This is a genomic window from Marinobacter sp. PE14, assembly GCF_053566155.1.
The window spans coordinates 332,177-355,365 of sequence record NZ_JBQXNY010000003.1; the positions used below are offsets into that span (position 1 = coordinate 332,177).

The 23,189-nt window shown below is 57.9% G+C and carries 21 protein-coding genes; 12 read left to right on the forward strand and 9 right to left on the reverse strand.

Going from position 1 to position 23,189, the window contains the following annotated elements; all coding sequences use genetic code 11:
• Nucleotides 1-75: 75 nt before the first annotated feature.
• The 8 genes from ACWJ62_RS12245 to ACWJ62_RS12280 all read left to right on the forward strand — a co-directional run bounded on the left by ACWJ62_RS12245 (nucleotide 76) and on the right by ACWJ62_RS12280 (nucleotide 7,823).
• The gene (locus ACWJ62_RS12245; RefSeq protein ID WP_449286433.1) at nucleotides 76-1,725 is read left to right on the forward strand and encodes an AMP-binding protein; all 1,650 of its coding nucleotides are present in this window, start codon (nucleotides 76-78) and stop codon (nucleotides 1,723-1,725) included.
• Nucleotides 1,722-2,138 carry a PaaI family thioesterase gene (locus tag ACWJ62_RS12250; protein ID WP_202348699.1) on the forward strand — a complete coding sequence of 139 codons (417 nt, stop codon included), beginning with the start codon at nucleotides 1,722-1,724 and terminating at the stop codon, nucleotides 2,136-2,138. The genes ACWJ62_RS12245 and ACWJ62_RS12250 overlap by 4 nt, the downstream gene beginning before the upstream one ends.
• Before the next feature lie 4 nt (nucleotides 2,139-2,142).
• The gene (locus tag ACWJ62_RS12255) at nucleotides 2,143-2,946 is read left to right on the forward strand and encodes an alpha/beta fold hydrolase (protein ID WP_449286434.1); all 804 of its coding nucleotides are present in this window, start codon (nucleotides 2,143-2,145) and stop codon (nucleotides 2,944-2,946) included.
• Between the two features lie 78 nt (nucleotides 2,947-3,024).
• Nucleotides 3,025-3,828 (forward strand): ABC transporter ATP-binding protein, encoded by an 804-nt coding sequence (locus tag ACWJ62_RS12260; protein WP_449286435.1) that lies wholly within the window; start codon nucleotides 3,025-3,027, stop codon nucleotides 3,826-3,828.
• Nucleotides 3,825-4,547, forward strand: a complete 723-nt coding sequence (locus ACWJ62_RS12265; protein WP_449286436.1) for an ABC transporter ATP-binding protein — start codon at nucleotides 3,825-3,827, stop codon at nucleotides 4,545-4,547. Before ACWJ62_RS12260 ends, ACWJ62_RS12265 begins: the two co-directional genes overlap by 4 nt.
• A gap of 72 nt (nucleotides 4,548-4,619) precedes the next feature.
• Nucleotides 4,620-5,831: an ABC transporter substrate-binding protein gene (locus tag ACWJ62_RS12270; protein ID WP_449286437.1), complete on the forward strand. Its 1,212-nt coding sequence runs from the start codon at nucleotides 4,620-4,622 to the stop codon at nucleotides 5,829-5,831.
• Between the two features lie 106 nt (nucleotides 5,832-5,937).
• Nucleotides 5,938-6,825, forward strand: a complete 888-nt coding sequence (locus ACWJ62_RS12275; RefSeq protein WP_449286438.1) for a branched-chain amino acid ABC transporter permease — start codon at nucleotides 5,938-5,940, stop codon at nucleotides 6,823-6,825.
• 2 nt (nucleotides 6,826-6,827) lie between these two features.
• Entirely contained in the window at nucleotides 6,828-7,823 is a 996-nt protein-coding gene (locus tag ACWJ62_RS12280) for a branched-chain amino acid ABC transporter permease (protein WP_449286439.1), read from the forward strand.
• An 83-nt stretch (nucleotides 7,824-7,906) separates the two neighbouring features.
• Here the strand turns inward: ACWJ62_RS12280 and ACWJ62_RS12285 are convergent, their stop codons facing one another.
• Nucleotides 7,907-8,434, reverse strand: a complete 528-nt coding sequence (locus tag ACWJ62_RS12285) for a hypothetical protein (RefSeq protein ID WP_449286440.1) — start codon at nucleotides 8,432-8,434, stop codon at nucleotides 7,907-7,909.
• A gap of 8 nt (nucleotides 8,435-8,442) precedes the next feature.
• The gene (locus ACWJ62_RS12290; RefSeq protein ID WP_449286441.1) at nucleotides 8,443-9,075 is read right to left on the reverse strand and encodes a hypothetical protein; all 633 of its coding nucleotides are present in this window, start codon (nucleotides 9,073-9,075) and stop codon (nucleotides 8,443-8,445) included.
• Nucleotides 9,076-9,319: 244 nt separating this feature from the next.
• Between ACWJ62_RS12290 and ACWJ62_RS12295 the strand changes: the two genes are divergently transcribed.
• Nucleotides 9,320-10,510, forward strand: a complete 1,191-nt coding sequence (locus tag ACWJ62_RS12295; RefSeq protein ID WP_449286442.1) for an efflux RND transporter periplasmic adaptor subunit — start codon at nucleotides 9,320-9,322, stop codon at nucleotides 10,508-10,510.
• Nucleotides 10,507-13,611 (forward strand): efflux RND transporter permease subunit, encoded by a 3,105-nt coding sequence (locus ACWJ62_RS12300; RefSeq protein ID WP_449286443.1) that lies wholly within the window; start codon nucleotides 10,507-10,509, stop codon nucleotides 13,609-13,611. Before ACWJ62_RS12295 ends, ACWJ62_RS12300 begins: the two co-directional genes overlap by 4 nt.
• 12 nt (nucleotides 13,612-13,623) lie before the next feature.
• Here the strand turns inward: ACWJ62_RS12300 and ACWJ62_RS12305 are convergent, their stop codons facing one another.
• Together ACWJ62_RS12305 and ACWJ62_RS12310 are read right to left on the reverse strand one after the other, a co-directional pair.
• Nucleotides 13,624-14,397 carry a DODA-type extradiol aromatic ring-opening family dioxygenase gene (locus ACWJ62_RS12305; protein ID WP_449286444.1) on the reverse strand — a complete coding sequence of 258 codons (774 nt, stop codon included), beginning with the start codon at nucleotides 14,395-14,397 and terminating at the stop codon, nucleotides 13,624-13,626.
• A 26-nt stretch (nucleotides 14,398-14,423) separates the two neighbouring features.
• On the reverse strand, nucleotides 14,424-14,864 hold the full coding sequence (locus tag ACWJ62_RS12310; protein WP_014576415.1) for a DoxX family protein: 441 nt from the start codon (nucleotides 14,862-14,864) through the stop codon (nucleotides 14,424-14,426).
• 104 nt (nucleotides 14,865-14,968) lie between these two features.
• On the opposite strand from ACWJ62_RS12310, the gene ACWJ62_RS12315 reads away from it, so the two are divergent.
• Nucleotides 14,969-15,859, forward strand: coding sequence for a LysR family transcriptional regulator (locus ACWJ62_RS12315; protein ID WP_449286445.1), 891 nt, complete (start codon nucleotides 14,969-14,971; stop codon nucleotides 15,857-15,859).
• 24 nt (nucleotides 15,860-15,883) lie between these two features.
• Here ACWJ62_RS12315 and ACWJ62_RS12320 read toward each other — a convergent pair whose 3' ends face one another.
• Genes ACWJ62_RS12320 through ACWJ62_RS12335 form a run of 4 tightly spaced genes read right to left on the reverse strand, consistent with a single transcriptional unit; the run spans nucleotide 15,884 to nucleotide 19,866 of the window.
• Entirely contained in the window at nucleotides 15,884-16,711 is an 828-nt protein-coding gene (locus ACWJ62_RS12320) for an ABC transporter permease subunit (RefSeq protein WP_053114713.1), read from the reverse strand.
• Nucleotides 16,704-17,633, reverse strand: coding sequence for an ABC transporter permease subunit (locus ACWJ62_RS12325; protein ID WP_449286446.1), 930 nt, complete (start codon nucleotides 17,631-17,633; stop codon nucleotides 16,704-16,706). Before ACWJ62_RS12325 ends, ACWJ62_RS12320 begins: the two co-directional genes overlap by 8 nt.
• Nucleotides 17,634-17,637: 4 nt before the next feature.
• On the reverse strand, nucleotides 17,638-18,756 hold the full coding sequence (gene potA / locus ACWJ62_RS12330) for a polyamine ABC transporter ATP-binding protein (protein WP_230707651.1): 1,119 nt from the start codon (nucleotides 18,754-18,756) through the stop codon (nucleotides 17,638-17,640).
• 3 nt (nucleotides 18,757-18,759) lie between these two features.
• The gene (locus tag ACWJ62_RS12335) at nucleotides 18,760-19,866 is read right to left on the reverse strand and encodes a polyamine ABC transporter substrate-binding protein (protein WP_449286447.1); all 1,107 of its coding nucleotides are present in this window, start codon (nucleotides 19,864-19,866) and stop codon (nucleotides 18,760-18,762) included.
• Nucleotides 19,867-20,194: 328 nt separating this feature from the next.
• Between ACWJ62_RS12335 and ACWJ62_RS12340 the strand changes: the two genes are divergently transcribed.
• On the forward strand, nucleotides 20,195-21,559 hold the full coding sequence (locus ACWJ62_RS12340) for a glutamine synthetase family protein (protein ID WP_449286448.1): 1,365 nt from the start codon (nucleotides 20,195-20,197) through the stop codon (nucleotides 21,557-21,559).
• A gap of 65 nt (nucleotides 21,560-21,624) precedes the next feature.
• Here the strand turns inward: ACWJ62_RS12340 and ACWJ62_RS12345 are convergent, their stop codons facing one another.
• Complete coding sequence (locus ACWJ62_RS12345; RefSeq protein ID WP_449286449.1) at nucleotides 21,625-23,142, reverse strand: aldehyde dehydrogenase; 1,518 nt, start codon at nucleotides 23,140-23,142, stop codon at nucleotides 21,625-21,627.
• Nucleotides 23,143-23,189: the final 47 nt, after the last annotated feature.

The following is a 23,189-nucleotide window of genomic DNA, read 5'->3' on the forward strand; positions in this document are numbered from 1 at the left end:
TTACCTTTACGTAAAGTGAAGCCTGTGCTAAACCTTGACCCGTGCTTTCAATGATAAAAACAACAGGAGTTGAGAATGAGCCTTCCGGAATATACCGACGTTTACAACAACTTCGATCCTGCTGCTCTGGAAGCGGACATCCTGGATGGACGTCTGGATAGCGGGCTCAACGTATGCCACGAAATCTGCGACAAGTGGGCAGATGACCCTAGTCGGGTTGCGCTGTACTACGAAACCGAAGATGGCGGTGACGGCACTCTGACTTTCGCCGAGCTGAAAGAGGCCTCTGCGCGTTTTGCCAATTATCTGAAATCCCAGGGCATCGGAAAGGGCGACCGGGTGGCTGCACTCCTGCCGCGCACTCCGGAGCTGCTGATCGTTATCGCCGGAACCCTCCGTGCCGGCGCCGTGTATCAGCCACTGTTTACTGCCTTTGGTTCCGGTGCGATTGAATACCGGTTTGAGCGGGCCAGTACCAAGCTGGTAGTGACCAACCCGGAAAACTATCCCAAGCTGAACGATGTCAAAGTCTGCCCGCCGGTTGTGGGTGTAAACGCCAGTGAGATTGGCGCTGACGTTCCCGATTTTCAGGAGACCCTGGCAGCCCAGTCCAGCGACTTTGAGCCTGTGATGATCAAGGGCGATGATCCGTTCCTCCAGATGTTCACCTCCGGAACCGTGGGTAAATCCAAGGGCGTTGCTGTCCCCGCCAAGGCGCTGCTGGCGTTCTATGTCTACATGAAGTACGCCATCGATCTGCAGGACGGTGACAAGTTCTGGAACGTAGCCGATCCCGGTTGGGCTTACGGCCTCTACTACGCTGTGGTGGGCCCTCTGCTGATGGGCCACGCCACGCATTTCAACCCGGGCGGATTTACCCCGGAATCCACCTACGACATGATCCGGAAATACAAGATCACCAACCTGGCGGCGGCGCCCACGGCGTACCGCCTGCTGAAGGCCAACGATCACGTGCTGCCGGAAGGCGAGAACCTGGGCTTGCGTGTTGCCAGCAGTGCCGGCGAACCTCTGAACCCGGAAGTGGTGAACTGGATTCGCAACCGTCACTTCTGCCCGGTGAAAGACCACTACGGCCAGACCGAGACCGGCATGACCTGCTGCAACTTCCACGGCCTTGCGCATCCGGTCCGTGAAGGCTCCATGGGCTATGCCTCCCCGGGCCACAAGGTTGTCGCACTGAACGAGAAAAACGAAGAAGTGGGCGAGGGTGAAGTTGGTCAGCTGGCTGTTGACGTAAAAGCCTCCCCGCTTTTCCACTTCGACGGTTACACCTGGGGTGAAAAGGACCCGTTCGTTAACGGCTACTACCTCACCGGCGACATGGTCATCAACCACGGCAATGGCAACTTCTCCTTCAGTGGCCGGGATGATGACATCATCACCACGGCCGGCTATCGGGTGGGCCCGGCAGACGTCGAGAGCACACTGCTCGAGCACGCCGCTGTGGCGGAATCAGGTGTTGTCGGCAAGCCGGATGAAAAACGCGGTTCCATCATCAAAGCTTATGTGGTGATCAAGGGCGATTACGCTCTTGGAGACGAGCAGGCCCTGAAAGATGAACTTCAGGAACTGGTGCGTCGCAGGCTCTCTACTCACGCCTTCCCGCGGGAAATCGAGTTTGTTGATGAGCTGCCCAAAACACCCAGCGGAAAAATCCAGCGGTTCGTTCTGCGTAATCAGGCCAAGGAAGAAACCGGCGCATGATCATTACGTTTGAAGAGCTGCAGGCCTTCCTTGATGAACAGTTTCCGCAGGGGGAAGCCTACGGCACCCTGCAGAAGCTCGGGGATGGCTGGGCGGAAATGAAGCTGGACGTGGATGAGGCGCATCTGAGGCCCGGGGGAACCGTATCCGGGCCAGCCATGATGGGGTTGGCGGACGTCACCCTGTACGCGGCGCTGTTGAGCAAGATTGGCCTGGTGCCGCTAGCCGTGACCACCAATCTGAACATTAATTTTCTGCGCAAGCCGGTGGCACATCAGCCTATCTGGGCCCGTGCCACCATGCTGAAAGTCGGCCGTACAATGGGCGTGGGCGAAGTATTCGTTTACTCGGAAGGTGCGGAAGAACCGGTGGCCCACTCCACCATGACCTATTCAATTCCGCCAAACCGGTAACGCCATGCAGATTCGTGACATGATGGTGCCGGTAGGCGACGGTGTTGAGCTGGAAGTCAGGCGGATCCAGCATGCGGAACCGAAAGGTCCGGTGCTGGTTTTTCTCCATGAATCCCTGGGTAGCATTGCCCTGTGGCGTAAGTTCCCGGAAAAGCTCGCGAAAGCCACCGGCTGCGACGCGCTGATCTACAATCGTCAGGGCTATGGCCATTCTTCCTATGAGGAGCTGCCGCGCCCGCATGATTACCTTGAGACAGCTGGTGAACAGTGGTTGCCCCGTCTTCTGGATAAGCTGGAAATCAGGGATGTGGTGCTGGTAGGGCACAGCGACGGTGGTTCCATTGCCCTCGTGGCTGCCGGCGCCATGGGTGATCGCTTAAAGGCGCTGGTGACCATGGCCGCGCACATTTATGCTGATCACCTGACCCTTGCCGGTATCGAGGAAATGGCCATGCGCTATCGGGAGACAGATATCCGGGATCGTTTGGCACGCTATCACGGCAACCGGACCGACGATATTTTCAACGCCTGGCAGACAGTCTGGCGTGACGAAGGGTTCCAGGCGGCGATGGATTTCAGTCGCTGGCTGGCGGCAATCAAATGTCCGGCTATGATCATTCAGGGGGAGAACGACGAGTACGGAGTGCCGGAACAGGTCACGGACATCGTTGCCGGCATCGGGCCAAGCGCCCGGGGCGTCCTTCTTGAGGATGCAGGGCATTCGCCTCACCTGGAAAAGCAGGACCAGGTAGTAGAACTTCTATACGACTTTTTGCGTAGCGAGAGTGTACTTAAAAACTGCAATTAACTGTTGACGTTTACGTATACGTCAATCTAATCTGGTAGACAGATAAAACGCACAAAAATAACAAAGGTAGATTGGCTCATGAGTGAACAGTTCGTTCTGGAGACCCGTAACCTTGTCAAAGAATTCAAGGGCTTTGTTGCGGTCGACGACGTGAATCTGAAGGTTCAGAAAGGCCATATTCACGCCCTGATCGGTCCCAATGGTGCCGGCAAGACCACGGTCTTCAATCTGCTCACCAAATTCCTGATCCCGACCCGGGGTCAGATCCTGTTCAAGGATCAGGACATCACCACCATGAAGTCCGCCGCCATTGCCCGCCAGGGCATTGTTCGCTCGTTTCAGATCTCAGCCGTATTCCCGCACATGACCGCGCTGGAGAACATCCGGGTAGCCTTGCAGACTTTCGAGGGTACCTCCTTCAGTTTCTGGAAATCCGGCAACTCCCTGCACAAGCTCAACCAGCGTTGCATGGAGCTTCTGGATGCTGTGGGCCTGGCTGAATTCGCCAACACCACCACCGTTGAGTTGGCGTACGGGCGCAAACGGGCGCTGGAGCTGGCCACCACGCTTGCCATGGAGCCCCAACTGCTGTTGCTCGACGAACCGACCCAGGGCATGGGTTCGGAAGACGTTGACCGCGTTGTAGAACTGGTACGCAAGGCTGCGGAGGGGCGAACTGTCCTGATGGTTGAGCACAACCTCAGCGTGGTCAGCAAGTTGTGTGATCGCATCACCGTGCTGGCCCAGGGCGCCGTTCTGACCGAAGGCGACTACGCGGCGGTTTCCAGCGATCCACGGGTTCGCGAGGTTTATATGGGTAGCGCCGGTAGTGGAGAGCGCGGCACCACCGCCGACAGTGATCAGGCGGAGGCAGCGCAATGACCACGAAATCCGATCGCGAGTACGAACAGCTTCGTCTGTCCGGATTGCATGCCTTTTACGGCGAGTCTCACATTCTCCACGGCATCGACATGGTGGTGAACCGCGGGGAACTGGTGACTTTGTTGGGCCGCAATGGCGCGGGCCGCAGCACAACGCTCAAAGCCATCATGAATATGGTCGGCCGGCGAACCGGCTCCATTATGATCAATGGTGAGGAGACAATGTCCTGCGCACCTCATCATATTGCCAGGTTGGGTGTCGGGTATTGCCCCGAACATCGGGGCATTTTTTCCTCACTCAGTGTCCAGGAAAACCTGACACTACCGCCGGTTGTACGTAGCGGGGGCATGAGTCTGGAAGAAATCTACAACATGTTCCCCAATCTTTATGAACGTCGCTTCAGCCAGGGCACCAAGCTGTCCGGCGGCGAGCAGCAGATGCTGGCCATGGCGCGCATTCTGCGCACCGGCGCCAATATGCTGCTTTTGGACGAGATTACCGAGGGCCTGGCACCGGTTATTGTAGAAAAACTGGGAGAGGTCCTGATTGCCCTGAAGAAAAAGGGCCTGACCATTGTCCTGGTTGAACAGAATTTCCACTTCGCAGCACCGTTAGCCGACCGTCATTACGTTGTTGAGCACGGTCAGATTGTGGAAGAAGTCAGCGCCAACGAACTGAGTGCAAAACAGTCGGTGCTGGATGGCTATTTGGGGGTCTGATCCCGGATAGGACGAGAGCAAGAAAAGTAACAACAACCCGAACCAACGCAAGACAGTAGCGGAGATACAACAATGACAATGATGAAAAAGCTTCTGACATCAGCCGTTGCATCAGCCATGATGGTAGGCGGAGCCCAAGCGGCCATTTCCAACGACACGGTCAAGATCGGTTATCTGGCGGACATGTCCGGCACCTACCGCGATCTGGCAGGACCGAACGGGCTGAAAGCCCTGGAAATGGCGATTGCCGATTTTGGCGGACAGGTAAACGGTGCCAAGATTGAAGTGGTCAGCGCCGATGACCGTAACAGCCCGGATACCTCATCCAGCACCGTTCGTCGCTGGGTTGAGAACGAGGATGTAGACCTCGTAGCGGGTATGGTGGCTTCCTCTGTTTCCATCGCAGTGAGCAAGATTCTGGAAGAGCACGATCGCCTCGGTATCATCTCCGGTTCAGCGGCTTCCAGCATCACCAACGAGCACTGTACCCCCAACCACATCCACTATGTTTACGACACCTATCCGCTGGCCAACGGCACTGCCAGTGCGGTTGTTAAAGAAGGCGGCAAAACCTGGTACATGCTGACTGCGGACTACGCTTTCGGTCATGCCCTTGAAGGCGATGTGACTCGCGTTGTTGAAGCCAACGGTGGTGAAATCATTGGCGCTGTGCGCCATCCGTTCCCCACTCAGGACTTCTCATCGTTCATCCTGCAGGCTCAGGCATCCGGTGCTGACGTTATCGGTCTGGCGAACGCCGGCGCCGACACCACCAACGCCATCACCACCGCCAGTGAGTTCGGCGTAACCCAGTCAGGCCAGACTCTGGCGGCACTGCTGCTGTTCCTGACTGACGTGCATGCGCTTGGCGCTCAAACGGCCCAGGGCATCCAGCTCACCACGGGTTGGTACTGGGACATGAACGACGACACCCGTGAGTGGTCTGATCGCTTCATGGAAGAAACAGGCGTGCGTCCGACCATGGTTCACGCAGGTATCTACTCCAGCGCCATGCAGTACCTGAAAGCCGTAGAGGCCACCGGTTCTGACGATGCCCAGACTGTGCGCAAGCAGATGATGGACACACCGATCAACGACATGTTTGCCAAGAACGGCAAGATCCGCGTTGATGGCCGCATGGTGCACGATATGTACCTGGCGGAAGTGAAGACCCCGGCCGAGTCCAAGAACGAGTGGGATCTGTACAAGATCCTCCGGACCATCCCGGCTGAAGAGTCCTATCGTCCGCTCTCCGAGAGCAAGTGCAAGCTGGTCAATAACTAAAAGCGACCGTTATGGGTTCGTCCTGCGACAGGGCAGGGCGAACCCATGAAAACGGAAAAGAATAAAGCCAAAAAACAATCCCTGTGCTGCTTCTGGAGTTAGCCCAATGTCCATGATTTTCGGCGTCCCTTTAGCTGTGCTATCCGGCCAGCTCCTGATCGGAATAATCAACGGCGCCTTTTACGCCCTGCTGAGCCTTGGGCTCGCGGTCATCTTCGGTCTGCTGAAGATCATCAATTTCGCCCATGGCGCCATGTATATGCTTGGCGCTATGACCACCGTCCTGATGTTCGATTATCTGGGCGTGAATTACTGGGCCGCCTTATTGCTGGCGCCACTTCTGGTTGGTGCCTTCGGTGTCGCCATTGAATATTTTCTACTGCGTCGCATCGCGGGGCAGGATCACATCTACAGCCTGCTGCTGACGTTCGGTGTCGCGCTGATCATTTCGGGTGTGCTGGTGAACTGGTTCGGGGTTTCCGGCCTTCGTTACACCATGCCGGACTTTTTCAAGGGCGGCGTAAACCTTGGCTTCATGTTCATGCCGTACTACCGGGCGTGGGTCATCCTAGCGGCACTGGTCGTCTGCTTTGCAACCTGGTTCGTGATTGAGAAAACCAAGCTGGGCGCCTACCTGCGGGCCGGTACGGAAGACTCTCAGTTGATGCAGGGTTTTGGCATCAATGTACCTTTGCTGATTAGCCTCACCTACGGTTTTGGTGTGGCGCTGGCAGCCTTCGCCGGTGTTCTGGCCGCGCCCATTTATTCGGTGACACCGGTCATGGGGTCGGCCACACTGATTACGGTATTCGCTGTGGTGGTCATCGGCGGTATGGGCTCCATCGGCGGTGCCATTATCACCGGCATTCTGATGGGCGTTATTGAAGGGCTCACCAAAACCTTCTACCCGCCGGCATCCTCGGCGATCATCTTCCTGGTCATGGTTCTGGTTCTTATGTTCCGGCCCAGTGGCTTGTTCGGTAAGGAGGCATAACCATGAATCAGCCAGTCAATTCCGCCGACATTCACAAGGCTATCGTTCAGGAACAAGCCGCTCAGGATCGCAAAAAGATGATGCTGAACGGTGCGCTGCTGCTGATCCTGCTGGCGGCACCGTTCATGATCTATCCGGTCTTCCTGATGAAGATCCTGTGCTTCGCGCTGTTTGCGGTGGCGTTCAACCTTTTGTTCGGTTTCACCGGACTGTTGTCATTCGGACATGCGGCCTTTCTGGCCACAGGGGGCTACACCACCGGTTACCTGCTCAGTAATTACAGCGGGCTCAGCACGGAGATGGGCATCATCGCCGGTACACTGGCGGCCACGGTGCTCGGCACAGGCTTTGCCTTGCTGTCAATTCGTCGCCAAGGCATCTACTTCGCGATGGTCACCCTGGCGCTTGCGCAGCTTGTCTTCTTCTTCTTCGTCCAGTCCGAGTTCACGGGCGGTGAAGACGGTATGCACGGCATTCCCCGCGGCGAGTTGTTGGGCTTCATCAATCTCGAAGACAACCTGAACATGTATTACTTTGTTCTGGCGGTGTTCATCGCCTGCTACCTGTTGGTGCAGCGTATTGTCGGTAGTCCGTTCGGCCAGGTGCTGAAGGCAATCAAGCAGAACGAACCCCGTGCCGTCTCCCTGGGTTACAACGTGGACCGCTACAAGGTGTTGGCATTCGTGATTTCAGCAGCACTGGCAGGGCTTGCCGGCTCAATGAAGTCCGTAGTCTTCCAGTTGGCCTCCCTGAACGATGCCCACTGGCATATGTCGGGCGAGGTTATCCTGATGACTCTGGTGGGCGGTATGGGAACACTGCTCGGCCCGGTGGTCGGCGCCACCTTTGTGGTGAATATCGAGTACCAGCTGTCTCAGGGTGCGCTGCGTGATTGGGTGGATCCGATTCTTGGTGGCATCTTCGTGCTCACCGTTCTGGCATTCCGCAGCGGGATCGTGGGTGAGATCCAGAAGTTTGTGAAGAAGAATTTGGGCTGAAACGTTTTCTGCCCCTCAAAACCAAAAGGGCCACCTCTCACGGTGGCCCTTTTGCGTTTTATGGCAGGCTTGCGGTTAGTCGGCTACAGCTCAGCCAGACGACTGGGTGTTCCAACATAAACATAAACTGCGGAATCCCCGCGGAAAGCCACCCTGTGAACCGACACATTCGGTGTGCCCTTTTCTGAAGAGCTGAATCTGGTCATCATACCCGCATTCTCGCCATCCCGAGTCCTCTCGCCTTCCTGGCTTGTCCAGCTATCTCCGAGGCACTGTCCCATCCAGTTTACGGCTGTGTTGTACCTTGTGGTGGCAACTTCGTCGTTGGGAGTATTGCCGGAGCAGACATAGGCGCTATCGTCATTCGCCCAGCTCCAGATTTCGCAGTCTCCCCGTATCAGCTGTTCCTTTGCATTGTAGACAGTAACCGAGCGGAGGCTATTTGCACCGCCCCGGTATTGTTCGAACCCCGATGGATAGTCAGCAATGATTCCTTTCAGTGAAGCGCAGGGATCCTCGACCCCCAGCGACAGCGTGTCCTGAAAGGAGCATCCCGCCAGGGACACTCCCAGCATTACGGCAGTAAAATTCGCGGTCTTGCGGATGGTCATGTGTTGTCTCATTCAGTGAAAGATTTTTGAAGCTCTCGCACGGCTACGCGGGCAAACTCCCGGGCCGCCTGTTCGAGCGAGTTGGGATCAATGGTGCTGGAAAACATTTGCCAGATCGCCTTGCCAGAGTCCGTATCGAACAATGTTGTTCTCAGGATGTATTCCGTGGATTCCTCGTAACGGTCCGGAATTGTCATGGTTTCCATATAGGTGACGGAAGCAAGAGCACCAATATGTGTGGTTACTGGGTTATAGACAACCTGGTTGGGCACATACTCAATCTGACGATTTTTTCTAACTAGTGAGACGGTTAAAACACCATCGGCAGTCTGTGTTTGCAAGCGCTCTATTACTTTCTCCTTCAGTGCGGCTGAATCTTCCCACGGAAGGGAGGGTGCCGGGCCGTAGGGTTCAGCCTCGAATCCGTCGGAACGGAGCTGGGATACAAGCGCGGATTCCATCAGAGTCCTGCTGCTTTCTTTCGGACTGATTGCCAACACCAGCAGATTTCTGGGCGCATCGGAAACGTCCGGAGCTTTACTGATACTTTTCACCTCCGGGCCTGATGAGGCGCAACCACCAAGAAACAAAGCAGCAAAGACAATCATGAGTAAGGGACGAAGGTGAATCGGCAGTGTCATTGGCAGGTCCATTTGTAAAGCGTCCATGGGTGGAACGATTTTACCCCGTTCCGGCTTGATCTAGACCAAATATAGCAAACTTTTGAGGTCATCTAGTGGTCGACGGAAAGCGGATAAGATAACACCGGCCTTTTCCCATTTGAGAAAAACAGAGCCTTCTATGGCCTGCCTTAGAAGCTTTGTCTAATCTTATTGCGGGCGTTTGCTATCCAACCGGGGAGTACCCATTCAAGGAGATGAAATAATGCCTTTTTTTGCAATATGGAAAGCAGGTTTGAAAAAAGGGGCAGCTCTCCAACTTATGGTATGGGGCGCAATCATCCTGGCAGGCTGCTCTGAGCCTCAAGAGCCAAAGCAAACCAATCCCGTTGCCGTTTCTGTGGTGGAACTTGAGGCCAGTGAAATCCGGCCCTCCCGGGAGTTTGTTGCCAGAACGGCCGCTTCCGCCAAAGCCGATATCACGCCACGCATTGAAGCGGAAATCCGGGAGATTCTTTTCACCGAGGGAGCGAAAGTCAGCCAGGGCGAGCTCCTGATCCGGCTTGAGGATACTCGTGCAAGCGCTGATCTTCAGCAGGCAGATGCGGAACTGGCGGCCGCCAGAGCCGAAGTGGACTCCGCAACCCGAAATCTCAAGCGAGGGGAGGAGGTGTCGGAGAAAGGCTTCCTGTCGGCTGCGGACCTGGACAAGCTCAAAGACCGCTTCAGCGCAGCAGAAAGCCGCCTGAAGGCTGCACAGGCCTCGGTTCAGAAGGCGGGCAGCAATCTCGAATACGCTGAGATACGTGCACCTTTCGATGGCTGGGTCGGACGCCTGAATTACGATGTGGGAGCCGTGGTCAGTCCTGCAACCGGGCCTATAACGTCGGTTCTGGTGACAGACCCTGTCTACGTCGAATTCCAGATCAACGAGGCTGACTTCATCAACTTCCGCCGCAGAGGAACGGAATCGGCTCAAGCGCTATCCAGATCCCTGGGGCTCTTTCTTACCCTGCCAGATGGTGAGCGCTATGAGCAGAGCGGGGTTGTGGATTTCGCCGATGTGCAGACCGATGCCAGCACGGGCACCGTTGCGATGCGAGCGGTTTTCCCGAATCCCGATGCGGTGCTCGTTCCGGGGCTTTATGTGACTCTCCGAATTGAAGGTCAGTCCGGTGAAGCCCGCGTGCTTGTGCCTCAGGTAGCGGTTCAGGAAACCATTGAAGGTAAGTTTGTGCTGGTGGTCGATGACCAGAACCAGGTTGCCCAGCATTTTATCCAGACCGGCTCCCGGGAAGGCGCGCTGCTGGTGGTCAATTCGGGGCTGGCAACTGGTGACCGGGTGATTGTGGAAGGCCTGCAGAAAGTCCGGCCCGGGGTCACGGTCAGCGCTGTTCCAAAGCAGATTGATCCGCAAACCGGAGCGCTCATCCAGACGGGTGAGGCGAGCCAATGATCAGTCGGGTTTTTATCCATCGACCGAAGTTTGCGTTTGTTATTTCCATTCTGATCACCCTGGCCGGATTGCTGGCGTTGCGCATTCTGCCGGTCAACATGTATCCGGACATGGCCCCGCCCCAGATCCAGGTGAATGCCTCGCTCCCCGGGGCCAGCTCCCAGGTGGTGGAGGAGGCGGTTATCCGGCCGGTAGAGCAACAGCTGAACGGCGTGGAGGGCATGATCTATATCGAATCCACCGCGTCCAGCGATGGCACGGCCAAGATCACCCTTACTTTCGAGAGCGGCACCGATACAGACATCGCCCAGGTTAACGTCCAGAACCGCGTTGCCCTGGCGGAACCGTTTCTGCCTGATGAAGTCCGGCGACAGGGTGTGGTGGTCAGCAAGCAGGCCGGCAACATGCTGATGGGTATCAACCTGACCTCCGAGCGACCGGATCTCGACGGTGTCTTTCTCAGCAACTACGCCTCGAACAACCTTGTTGAAGCCCTTGGTCGAGTGCCAGGGGTGGGTTCGGCAGAAGTGATGGGTGCGAAAGACTACAGCATGCGAGTCTGGCTGGATCCCCGCCGGATGGCCTCCCTGGATGTGACCGTTGCAGAGGTTGCCGCCGCGCTCCGGGAGCAGAACCAGATTGTCGCCGCGGGCAAACTCGGCCAGCCGCCAGTGCCTGCGGGCCAGCAGTTTGTCTACAGCATCCAGACCCGGGAACGCCTGTCAGATCCTGAAGAGTTTGCCCAGACCATTCTCCGCTCCAGGCCCGATGGCGGCTTTGTGCGCCTGAGGGACGTTGGCCGTATCGAGCTGGGTTCCCGCTCCTATACCTCCACCGCGAAACTGAACAATCAGGACACCGCATTCCTGGTGATCTACCAGCTGCCCGATGCCAATGCGCTGGAGGTCGCGGAGCGGGTAAAGGCCCTGGGTGAAGAGGCCTCAGGCAGTTTTCCGGCGGGCGTGAATTACACCGTTCTGTACGACACTACGGAATTCATCAGCCGCTCCATCAGTGAAGTCATCATTACCCTGTTCCAGGCCGTCGGCCTGGTGATCCTGGTGGTGTTCCTGTTCCTGCAGAACTGGCGTGCCACTTTGATTCCGAGTATTGCCATCCCGGTTTCCCTGATCGGGACCTTTGCGGTTATGTCAGTGCTTGGCTATTCCATCAACACCATCACGCTGTTCGGGCTGGTGCTGGCGATCGGCATTGTGGTGGACGACGCCATTGTGGTTATCGAGAATGTGGAACGCATTCTTGCGGAGGAGAAGCTGCCGATCCGCGAGGCGGTCACCAAGGCAATGGCGGAAGTCACGGGGCCGGTAATTGCCACCACCCTGGTATTGCTGGCCGTGTTCGTGCCTGTTGCGTTTATGCCTGGAATAACCGGCAAGCTTTACCAGCAGTTTTCGGTCACCATTTCGGTGGCCGTGATCATCTCCTCAATCAATGCGCTCACACTGAGCCCGGCCCTGTGCGTTGCGCTGCTTGGCAGGAGCGGGGAAAAGGCCATTGGCTGGCTCCGGCCTTTCGAGATACTGATTACGCGTACAACCAGTGGCTACTCGAAGCTGGTTGTGCAGCTCCTGCGCAAGGGGGCTCTCGTTGGCGTTACCCTGGTGGTGATCCTGGTTGCCGGTGCTGGCCTGTTCAAATCAGTGCCCTCGGCGTTCGTCCCGCCGGAAGATCAGGGATTCCTTTTCGTGGATGTGCAGTTGCCCGATGCTGCCTCCCTGGAGCGCACGGAAGCCGTGCTAACCAAAGTAACGGACATGGTTCTGGAAGATCCGGCAGTGACCGATTTCATTACGGTATCCGGCTTCTCGCTGCTAGGTGGCACATCCTCAAACAATGGCCTTGGCATTGTGATGCTGAAAGACTGGGAAGAAAGGGAAGATGCCAGTCTAGGTCTGGGGGCGGTCATTCCCAGGCTGTATTCCAGGCTCTGGACAATCCCCGAGGCACAGGTGATGGTCTTCAATCCGCCTCCAATCCCCGGGCTGGGAACCTCATCCGGCTTCGACTTCCGCCTGCAGGATAATCAGGGCAGGGACGTCTCGGAGCTGGCCCAGGTTATGAATGGTCTTATATACGAGGCCAACCAGCGTGAAGAGCTATCCCGGGTATACAGCACCTATCGCGCGAACATTCCGCAATATTTGCTGGAGGTTGAAAGGAACAAGGCCAAGGCCCTGGGTATTGAGCTCTCCGATATCTTCTCTACCCTGCAGACCCAGCTCGGCTCGCTCTATGTGAACGACTTTACCCGTTTCGGCAAGAACTACCGTGTGCTTCTGCAGGCCGAAGGCGAGTTCCGGCAGCGCCCCGAAGATCTGTCCAATTACTTTGTCCGCAACCGGGATGGCGACATGGTGCCGCTGACCACGCTGGCTTCGCTCAATCCCGTACTCGGGCCTTCAAGCATCCAGCATTTTAACCTGAAGCGCTCGGTAACCATCTCCGGGGAAGCGGCAGCCGGCTTTGCCAGTGGCGACGCTATCGCGACCATGGAAGAGCTGTCACAGAGCCTGCCGCAAGGGTATGAATTCAGCTGGGCGGGTCAGAGTCTGCAGGAAATACAGGCGGGTAACCTGGCGGCAGTGATCTTCCTGCTGGCCCTGGTGTTCGTGTACCTGTTCCTGGTGGCTCAATACGAAAGCTGGACCCTTCCGGTGGCGGTGCTCGGTGCTGTGCCATTGGCCCTTGCCGGCGCCATGGCCGGGCTCTGGCTGGTGGGGCTGGCGAACAATATTTATGCCCAGGTGGGCCTGGTACTGCTGATCGGGCTCTCCACCAAAACGGCCATTTTGATTGTGGAATTCGCAATGCAGTTGCGCCAGTCCGGCCTGTCTACCGCCGAGGCGGCCCAGAAAGCGGCGGTACTGCGGTTTCGGGCAGTGTTGATGACCGCACTGTCATTTGTGCTTGGCGTACTACCGCTGGTCTTTGCCAGCGGCGCTGGTGCGGCAAGCCGGGTCAGCCTCGGTATCACGGTTCTCAGTGGCATGGTTGCCGCCACCGTTCTGGGTACATTGCTGGTGCCCGTGTTTTACAAATGGATCCAGTCTGTGCGGGATCGCCGCCAACCGGCGGCATAGTTCGCTGATAGTTCAGGCCGGATGCTGGAAAATAAAGGCGTCCATTGCCAGAACACCGTGCTCGATTCCGCCATCAATCACCACGCCGGGTTGCTGTTCCCCGGCCGCACCGGCCGCCACCAACAGAGGCAGGAAATGCTCGGTGGTGGGATGCGCCCGCCTGGCGTGCGGGGCTTTCTCCAGCGTTGCGATCAGCTGCTGATGGTCGCCTGCTGTCACCTTTGCACGGACCCAGTCCGTAAATTGCCGAGCATAGCCGGAGGCGTTCTCGTCACCCCAACGAACTTCGTACAGATTGTGGGTAAGGCTGCCTGATCCGATGATGAGCACACCCTCATGCTCGAGCGGCTTCAGGGTTTGGCCCAGTTGCCAGGCAGACGCAGGCTCAAGATCCGTTGGCATCGAAACCTGGAACACCGGAACCGAGTGATCGGGGAAAAGGTGCATCATTGGGACCCAGGCCCCGTGATCCAGCCCCCGGGTCTGGTCAGCACTGGCCTTCCAGCCCCCTGCCTCCAGCAACGCCAGAGCGGTTCGCGCCAGTTCCGGGTGGCCGGCTGCCGGATAGTCGAGGTCATAGAGTTGAGCTGGAAAGCCCCGAAAATCGTGAATTGTCTCAGGTGTTTTCGAGACACCTACCCGGATTTCCTTCGTCATCCAGTGCGGTGAAACCACCAGCACAGCTTCGGGCCTGGTAAGGCGTTTGCCCAGTTCCGTCAGGGCCGGGCCAGCCAGGCCCGGCTCCAGTGCGAAGGTGGGAGCGCCGTGGGAAACAAACAGACTCATGATTGCTCCTCCGGGTTGCGGTGGTGTTATCTGGCTGCAATCGCGCGGTCAATGGACGCTCGGCCTGCGCCGCTGAACACCAGGGATACGGATACGGCCAGCAAAGCCAGGCCAAACTCGTACCCATTGTTACTCATGAACAGGCCGTTGCCGATATGAACGCTGAAAATGGCGATCAGCATGGCGAATGCCAGTACCGCGCTGGCGGGCCGAACCAGCAGACCGATGATCAGAGCCAGGCCACCAAAGAATTCCGCGCCGCCGGCTAACAGGGCCATCAGGTAGCCGGGACTCAGCCCGATGGAATCCATCCATTGTCCTGTACCTTCCAGGCCGTAGCCGCCAAACCAGCCAAACAGTTTCTGTGCGCCATGAGCGGCGAAAATGATACCGACCGGAATCCGAAGGGCCAGAGCCCCCCAGCCTGCGTCAGTGGCGATCAGTTTGTTCAGGAATGCGTTGTTCATGATAAATCTCCTCGGGTGTGTTGTGAGCATGTGGGTACTTTACAAATATCAATAAACGGGATAAACGTAGCTTTATTGAATTAACTGTTCCGGAAAAAGAAACAATGGATCGATTACTGGAGATGCAGACGTTCTGTACCGTGGTTGAGGCGGGGAGCTTCGTGGCTGCGTCGGAGACCCTGGGAATGTCCAAGGCCGCTGTTTCGCGTTATGTCAGCGAACTTGAAAGTCGTCTCGGGGTTCGGCTGTTGCAGCGGACTACCCGCCGCCTGTCGCTGACGGGGGAGGGCGAGGTGTTCTATGTCCGGTGCCGGGAGTTGCTGGCTGGCGTTGAGGAGGCAGAAGCGGAAATTACCTCCCGCAATGATGTAGCACGGGGCACGTTACGAGTGAATGCGCCGGTCAGCTTCGGAATCAGCCACCTGGCACCTTTATGGGGAGACTTTCACGCCCGCTACCCGGATGTGGAGCTGTCCATCGATCTTTCAGACCGGCTGGTGGACATCGTCGAGGAAGGCTTTGATCTGGCCATCCGGATTGCCACACTGCAAAGCTCCACGCTGGTCAGCCGACGGATAACCTCCACCCGGCTCATTGCCTGTGCCTCGCCGGATTACATTGCCAACTATGGTTCCCCTGTTAAACCGGTAGATCTGGCCAGCCACAGGATCATCGGCTATAGCAACTTCACCACCGGCAACGACTGGCCCTTTGAAGGCCCCGACGGCGCCACCAGTGTCCGCGTGAGGCCATGGATGTACGCCAATAACGGTGAAACCTGCTGCGCCGCCGCCGTGGCCGGGCAGGGCATCGTTCTGCAGCCCGGTTTTCTGGTGCATAAAGATCTGAAAGCCGGCAGGCTGGTGGAACTGATGCCTGACTACCGTTCCACCGAGCTTGGCGTTTACGCCGTCTATCCAACCCGCAAGTTCGTCACTCCCAAAGTCCGGGCGCTGGTTGATTACCTTGTCTCCGCCTTTCCCGACGCGCTGTAAGGCCACAGGCGTGGCCTGAGTACGCTAGGCGTCCGGTGTTTGCAGGCGCTTCCGTTCGGCGCGGCGCATCAGGTACCAGGCGATAAACGCAATCAGCGAGACGGCCAAAATGATCAGGGTGGCCAGCGCATTGATCTTCGGCGAAACCCCCATCCGCACGGAGGAAAACACCACCATCGGCAGCGTTGTCGCACCCGGCCCGGAAACGAAACTGGCAATAACCAGATCGTCCAGTGAAAGGGTGAACGCCAGCAGCCAGCCAGATACGAGCGCGGGAGCAATCACTGGCAGTGTAATAACGAAGAAGGTCTTCAGTGGCGTACAGCCCAGATCCATGGCCGCCTCCTCAATGGAGCGATCCACTTCCTGCAACCTGGCCGACACCACCACCGCCACATAGGCACTGCAGAAGGTGGTGTGGGCGATCCAGATGGTTGCCATGCCACGGTCCACCGGCCAGCCGATGGTCTGGGCCATCTGCACGAACAACAGCAGCAGCGACAGGCCCGTGATCACCTCCGGCATAACCAGCGGCGCGGTAATCATGCTGGACAGCAGCGTGCGCCCGCGCATCTTCTTGAACCGGGTGATTACGAACGCACACAGCGTGCCCAGGCACACCGCCATGCTGGCGGAGTAGAAGGCAATCCGCAGGCTCATCCAAACCGCCGACAGAATCTGCTCATCCCGGAACAGCTCGCCATACCAGTGCGTCGAGAAACCGGCCCACACCGACACCAGCCGGGACGCATTGAACGAATACACGATCAGCACGAACATTGGCAGGTACAGGAACAGCAGGCCGAGAACCAGCATCACTTTGGAGAAACTGAAGGAACGGGACTTAACCATGCTTTTCCATCTCCCGGGCCTGGAACCGATGGAACAGCACAATCGGCACCAGCAGTAACAACAGCATCACGATCGCCAGGGCAGACGCCACCGGCCAGTCGCGGTTATTGAAGAACTCCTCCCACAACACCTTGCCGATCATCAGCGTATCCGGCCCTCCCAGCAGTTCCGGAATTACGAATTCTCCCACCGCCGGGATAAACACCAGCATGGAACCGGCCAGAATACCGGCCTTCGACAGTGGCAGGGTAATGGCCCAGAAGGTGGTCAGGCTGCGGCAGCCCAGGTCTGATGCCGCTTCCAGCAGCCGCACGTCCAGTTTCACCAGGTTGGTGTAGATGGGCAGCACCATGAATGGCAGGTAGGCGTAAACAATGCCCAGCACCACCGCGAAGTTGGTGTTCAGCATTTTCAGGGGCTGGTCAATCAGGCCCAGCCACATCAGAAAACTGTTCAGCAGCCCCTGATTGCCAAGGATGCCCATCCACGCATAGACACGGATCAGGAACGAGGTCCAGGACGGCAGCATCACCATCAACAGCAGCACCAGTTGCCAGTGCTTCGGCGCCCGCGCCATGGCGTAGGCCATGGGGTAGCCAATTAGCAGGCACACGACGGTGGCGAGGAATGCCGTTTTCACCGACCCCCAATAGGCAGCGAAATAGAGGCTGTCCGAAAGCAGGAACAGGTAGTTGCCAATATTCACCACCACCGAGAGGGTGTTGTCCACCCACCGGAATACGGGCTCGTAAGGGGGAATGGCCATCACCGCCGAGGTCAGGCTGATCTTCAGCACCAGCGCAAAGGGCAGGAGGAAGAACAGCAGCAGCCACAGGAACGGGATGCCGAATACCACCCGGCGATTGAACAGGACTGCACGCACCCGCTCGGTAAAGTGGGCGGATAGAAGTTTCCGTCTCATCGGCTCAGTTCCAGAGCAGGATGGGGCTGGAGGCTTCCCAGGATACGAATACCCTGTCGCCCCAGGTTGGCCGCTCGCCACGGCGCTCCACGTTCGCCATGGTGGCCTGAACGCGTTTGCCGCTGGCCAGTTTCACGTAGTAGGACGTGATGTCGCCCAGGTAGGCAATATTGTCCACCGTGCCGCAGCTCCAGTTGTGCTCGCCGTCCGGTTTGTCAGAGGTGAGGTAGATCTTCTCCGGACGCAGGGCCACCAGTGTTGCCGTGCTTTCCGCCGGGGTGGTCACGCCGCGATCAATAAATACTGGCGCGTCCAGCAGGTCGCTGGTCAGCGTAACGCTGTCGGCTTCGTCTTCCCGGATATGAGCCTCGAAGATATTCACAGAGCCAATGAATTCCGCTGTCATGCGGCTGTTTGGGCTCTCGTAGATGTCGATCGGCGAGCCGATCTGGGCAATCCGGCCCTGGGCCATGATGGCTATCCGGCTGGCCATGGTCATGGCTTCTTCCTGGTCATGGGTCACCATCAGGCAGGTGGCGCCAACGTTTTCCAGGATTTCCACCAGTTCCAGCTGCATTTCAGTGCGCAGCTTCTTGTCCAGGGCACCCATTGGCTCGTCCAGCAACAGCAGCTTGGGACGTTTGGCCAGTGAGCGGGCCAGGGCAACCCGTTGTTGCTGACCACCGGAAAGCTGCTGAGGTTTGCGCCGGGCATAGGGTTCCATCTTGACCAGCTTCAGCATGGCGGCCACCCGGTCGCGAATTTCGCTTTTCGGCAGCTTGTCCTGTTTCAGGCCCATGGCAATGTTCTGCTCCACCGTCATATGGGGGAACAGGGCATAGGACTGGAACATCATGTTGGTCGGGCGCAGGAACGGGGGCAGAGCTGTAACGTCCTGGCCGTCGAGCATGATGGTGCCGGCGTTGGGCGTTTCAAAACCTGCGAGCATGCGCAGCAGGGTGGACTTGCCGGAACCGGAACCACCCAGAAGGGCAAAGATCTCTCCCTTGTGGATGTCCAGGTTCACATTGTCCACGGCCAGCGTGCCATCAAAGCTTTTGGAGATGCCCCGAATGCTGAGTAACACCTCCGCTTGCGCGGAGGTGTTGTTGCCGTTTTCCACCGCTTAACGACCAGATTTCACGTTGGTCCAGGTGCGGGTCATCAGACGCTGGGCGTCCTGAGGCCGGCCTTCCATGATGTACAGCTTCTTCATCACCTCATCGGTGGGGTAGATGCTGGTATCGCTCAGAATCTCCGGATCAACGAATTCGTTGGCCGGCCTGTTCGGGTTGGCGTACCACACATAGTTGGTCACGTCCGCGATGATTTCCGGACGCATCAGGAAATTCATCAACTTGTGGGCGTTCTCCACGTTCGGTGCGCCGGCCGGGATGGTCATCATGTCGAACCACAGCACCGCACCCTCTTTGGGAATGGTGTAGCGGATCACGTTGCCGTTCTCGGCTTCCTCGGCGCGGGCAGCGGCCTGCAGGATGTCGCCGGAGTAGCCTGCAGCCACACACAGATCACCGTTGGCCAGGTCGCCAATGTAACGGGACGAATGGAAGTAAGTGATGTTCGGGCGAATGGCCTTGATCACCTCACCGCCTTTCCTGATGTCATCGGCGTTGTTGCTGTTCGGGTTCAGGCCGATGTAGGCCATGGCGGCACGCACCATCTCTTCGCCGGAATCCAGCATGGCAATACCGCAGCCGCCGGCGGCAAGCTTGCCGGTGACTTCAGGATCGAATACCAGGGCCCAGGAATCGGTGGGAGCGCTGTCACCCAGGATTTCCTGGATACGGCCTTCGTTATAACCATAGCCGTTGGTGCCCCAGAGGTAGGGCAGGGCGAACTGGCTACCCGGGTCAACCTTTTCCAGATCGTCCATCAGATCCGGGTTCAGGTTGCTCATGTTGGGCAGTTTGCTGTGGTCCAGCGGCACGAACGCGTTGGCAGAAATCTGCTTGGCCACGTAGTGGTTGGATGGCACAACAAGATCGTAGCCGGAACGACCGGAAAGTAGGGCAGCTTCGAGGATCTCGTTACTGTCGTAAACGTCGTAGATGACCTTGATGCCGGTTTCTTCCGTGAACTTCGCCAGGGTGTCCTCAGCGATGTAATCGGACCAGTTGTAGACACGCACTTCCTCAGCTGCAAACGCGGAGGAGGCACACAGAGACAACGCAACAGAGGCGGCCAGCGCCTGTGGCTTACACAACTTCAACATTGGATGATGTCCCTCACTCAAAAGGGATTAATACAAAACGCGCAGGACGCACGCAGTGTTGTGCAGGTCTGCTGAGGGTGGCCGCAGTTGGCGAAGGTCGCCGCCTTTTGACTCCTTAGGGCTTTTCCTGGAAACGGCGGTTGGGAGCCTGCCGAATTCTCGCGATATGTATCATGAGATTCCGGGTTGCGCTATAAAAATTTTACTGCGGGATTTGTGGTATGTCCCTATCTTGCCAAACACCCCGGAAAACGGGATAAAGGAGTGTTTAAACCCCTGCGCCGGCTCCTCGGCACCAGGCCTGTTTGCGTTGTGGAAGGCTTCCCCTATGGCTTCTGGTTCTACGAGTGCCGACGTGTTCCTTCAGGCACACCCCGAACTGCAGTTTGTTGATCTGCTGATCCCGGATATGAATGGTATCGTTCGCGGCAAGCGAGTGGATCCCTCTGCCCTGGCGAAGGTATTTGAGCGTGGCGTAGCCATGCCGGCTTCCATCTTTGCTCTGAACATTCAGGGCACCACGGTGGAAGAAACCGGTCTGGGGCTCGACATCGGCGAGGCAGACCGTGTCTGTCTGCCCATTGAAAATACCCTCACTATGGAACCCTGGCAGAAGCGGCCCACCGCGCAACTTCTGCTGACCATGTATGAGCTGGATCGCGAGACACCGTTTTTCGCAGACCCGCGGGTGGTATTGGAGAACATCGTGAAGCGGTTTGAGGAGCTGGGGCTGACTCCCGTGGCGGCCTTTGAGCTGGAGTTTTACCTGATCGACCAGGAAAACCTCGCCGGTCGCCCTCAACCACCCAAATCACCCATCTCTGGCAAGCGCCCGGCGGGCACGCAGGCCTATTCCATTGATGATTTGGACGAATACGCAGAATTCCTGGCGGACGTACTGGATGCCGCCCACGAACAGGAGCTGCCGGCGGATGCTCTGGTAGCCGAGTCAGCGCCCGGGCAGTTTGAGGTCAACCTGCACTACGTGGATGACGCCGTGCGGGCCTGCGACCACGCCACCCTGCTGAAGCGTCTGATCAAGAACATGGCCTACGACCATGAAATGGACACCACGTTCATGGCCAAGCCATACCATAACCAGGCTGGCAGCGGCATGCACCTGCATGTAAGCCTGGTGGATGGCGAAGGCCGCAACGTGTTCGCGGGCGACGCCGAGCAGCCCAACGACATGCTGCGCTGGGCCGTGGGTGGGCTGGTAGCCACCATGAACGACGCGATGGCGCTGTTCTGCCCCAATATCAATTCCTACCGCCGGTTCAGCCCGGAGTACTATGTGCCCAGCGCTGCGACCTGGGGCGTGGATAACCGCACCGCATCACTGCGTCTGCCGGGCGGTGATCCCGAGGCCCTGCGAATTGAACACCGGGTGGCCGGCGCCGATGCCAACCCGTATCTTCTGATGGCCGCGGTGCTGGCGGGCATTCATTACGGCATCTCCAACCGGATAGAGCCACCGCCGGTCACCGTGGGTAATGCCCACGAACAGCACGAAGCCTCATTGGTGAATAACCTGCGGGATGCCTTGCGGGAGCTGGGGCAATCGAAAGTGATGGCCGATTATCTCGGCAGCCAGTTTCTGGATGTGTTCGTCGCCTGCAAGGAGCATGAACTGAATGAGTTCGAAATGACTATCTCGGATCTTGAATATCTCTGGTACCTGCACACGGTCTGATCAATTCCGGGATAAAAAAACGGCGCCTTGAGGGCGCCGTTTTTCGTTTGCCGGACTGCACCGAACTACTCCAGCACCAGCCAGGTGGCCTTGAGTTCTGTGTACTTGTCGAAGGCATGCACAGACTTGTCGCGGCCGTTGCCGGACTGCTTGAAGCCACCGAACGGTGCGGTCATATCACCGCCGTCATAGTGGTTAATCCACACGCTGCCGGCCCGCAGTGCCTTGGCTACCTTATGGGCGGTATTGATGTTGGAAGTCCACACCGCCGCGGCCAGGCCGTAGATCGAATCGTTGGCAATACGGACCGCCTCGTCAGCGGTTTCGAACCCGATCACCGACAGTACCGGCCCGAAGATTTCCTCCGAGGCGATGCGCATCTGGTTATTCACCTCGTCAAACACCGTGGGCTGAACAAACAGGCCGCCGGTGTCCTCCATGATCCGCTGGCCACCTTCTACCAAGCGTGCGCCTTCCGACTGGCCAATGCCAATGTAGTCGATAATGCGATCCAGCTGCCCCTGATCCACGATGGCGCCGCAGGTTGTTCCCGGGTCCAGCGGGTGGCCGGGACGCCAGGTTTTCAGGGCCTCGCGAATCAGCCCCACAAACTCGGCACGAATGCTGTTCTCGACCAGCAGGCGACTGCCGGCGGTGCACACCTCTCCCTGGTTGAAGGCAATGGCACTGGCCGCCTCGGCAGCGGCTTTTTTCAGGTCTGGCGCATCGGCAAAGACAATGTTCGGGCTCTTGCCTCCGGCCTCCAGCCACACCCGTTTCATGTTGGACTGGCCGGCGTAGATCATCAGCTGCTTGGCCACATTTGTGGACCCGGTAAACACCAGGCAGTCCACGTCCATGTGCAGGGCGAGGGCTTTGCCCACCGTGTGGCCATAGCCCGGCAGCACGCTGAAAACGCCGGCGGGAATGCCTGCTTCTTCGGCCAGCGCAGCCAGGCGAATGGCGCTAAGGGGCGATTTCTCGGAAGGTTTGAGAATCACCGAATTGCCGGTGGCCAGGGCTGGCGCGATTTTCCAGGCCGCCATGATCATCGGAAAGTTCCAGGGCACGATGGCCGCCACAACCCCCATGGGTTCCCGGGAGATCATGCCAATCTGGTTGTGGGGCGTAGGGGCAAGTTCACCATACACCTTGTCGATGGCCTCGGCGGTCCAGCGGATTGCCCGGGCGGTGGCCGGCACATCCACGCTCCTGGCGTGGTTGATTGGCTTGCCCATATCCAGGGTTTCCAGCAAGGCGAGCTCGTCGCCGTGGGCTTCGATAAGCTCAGCGAACCGGAGCAGCACCGCCTTGCGTTTTGCCGGTGCCAGCTGGCTCCAGATGCCCGCCTCAAAGGCGAAGCGGGCAGCCATAACGGCCTGGTCGGCATCGCTCTGATCGCAGCTCGCGATGGAGGCCAGCTTGCTCCCGTCAATCGGGCTGACTGAAGCAAAGGTCTCGCCTTTGGCAGCCCATTGATAGGCGCCGTTCAGATAGGCGCGGCCTTCCAGCGTGAGGTTTGTGGCCAGGGCCTGCCATTCGGCCTGGCTAGTTGGGGTGGAAGAGCTGACGGGTTGATTCATGGACGCCTCGCAGGCTGTAGAGTTGAGCAATCATAGCAGCACTTTCA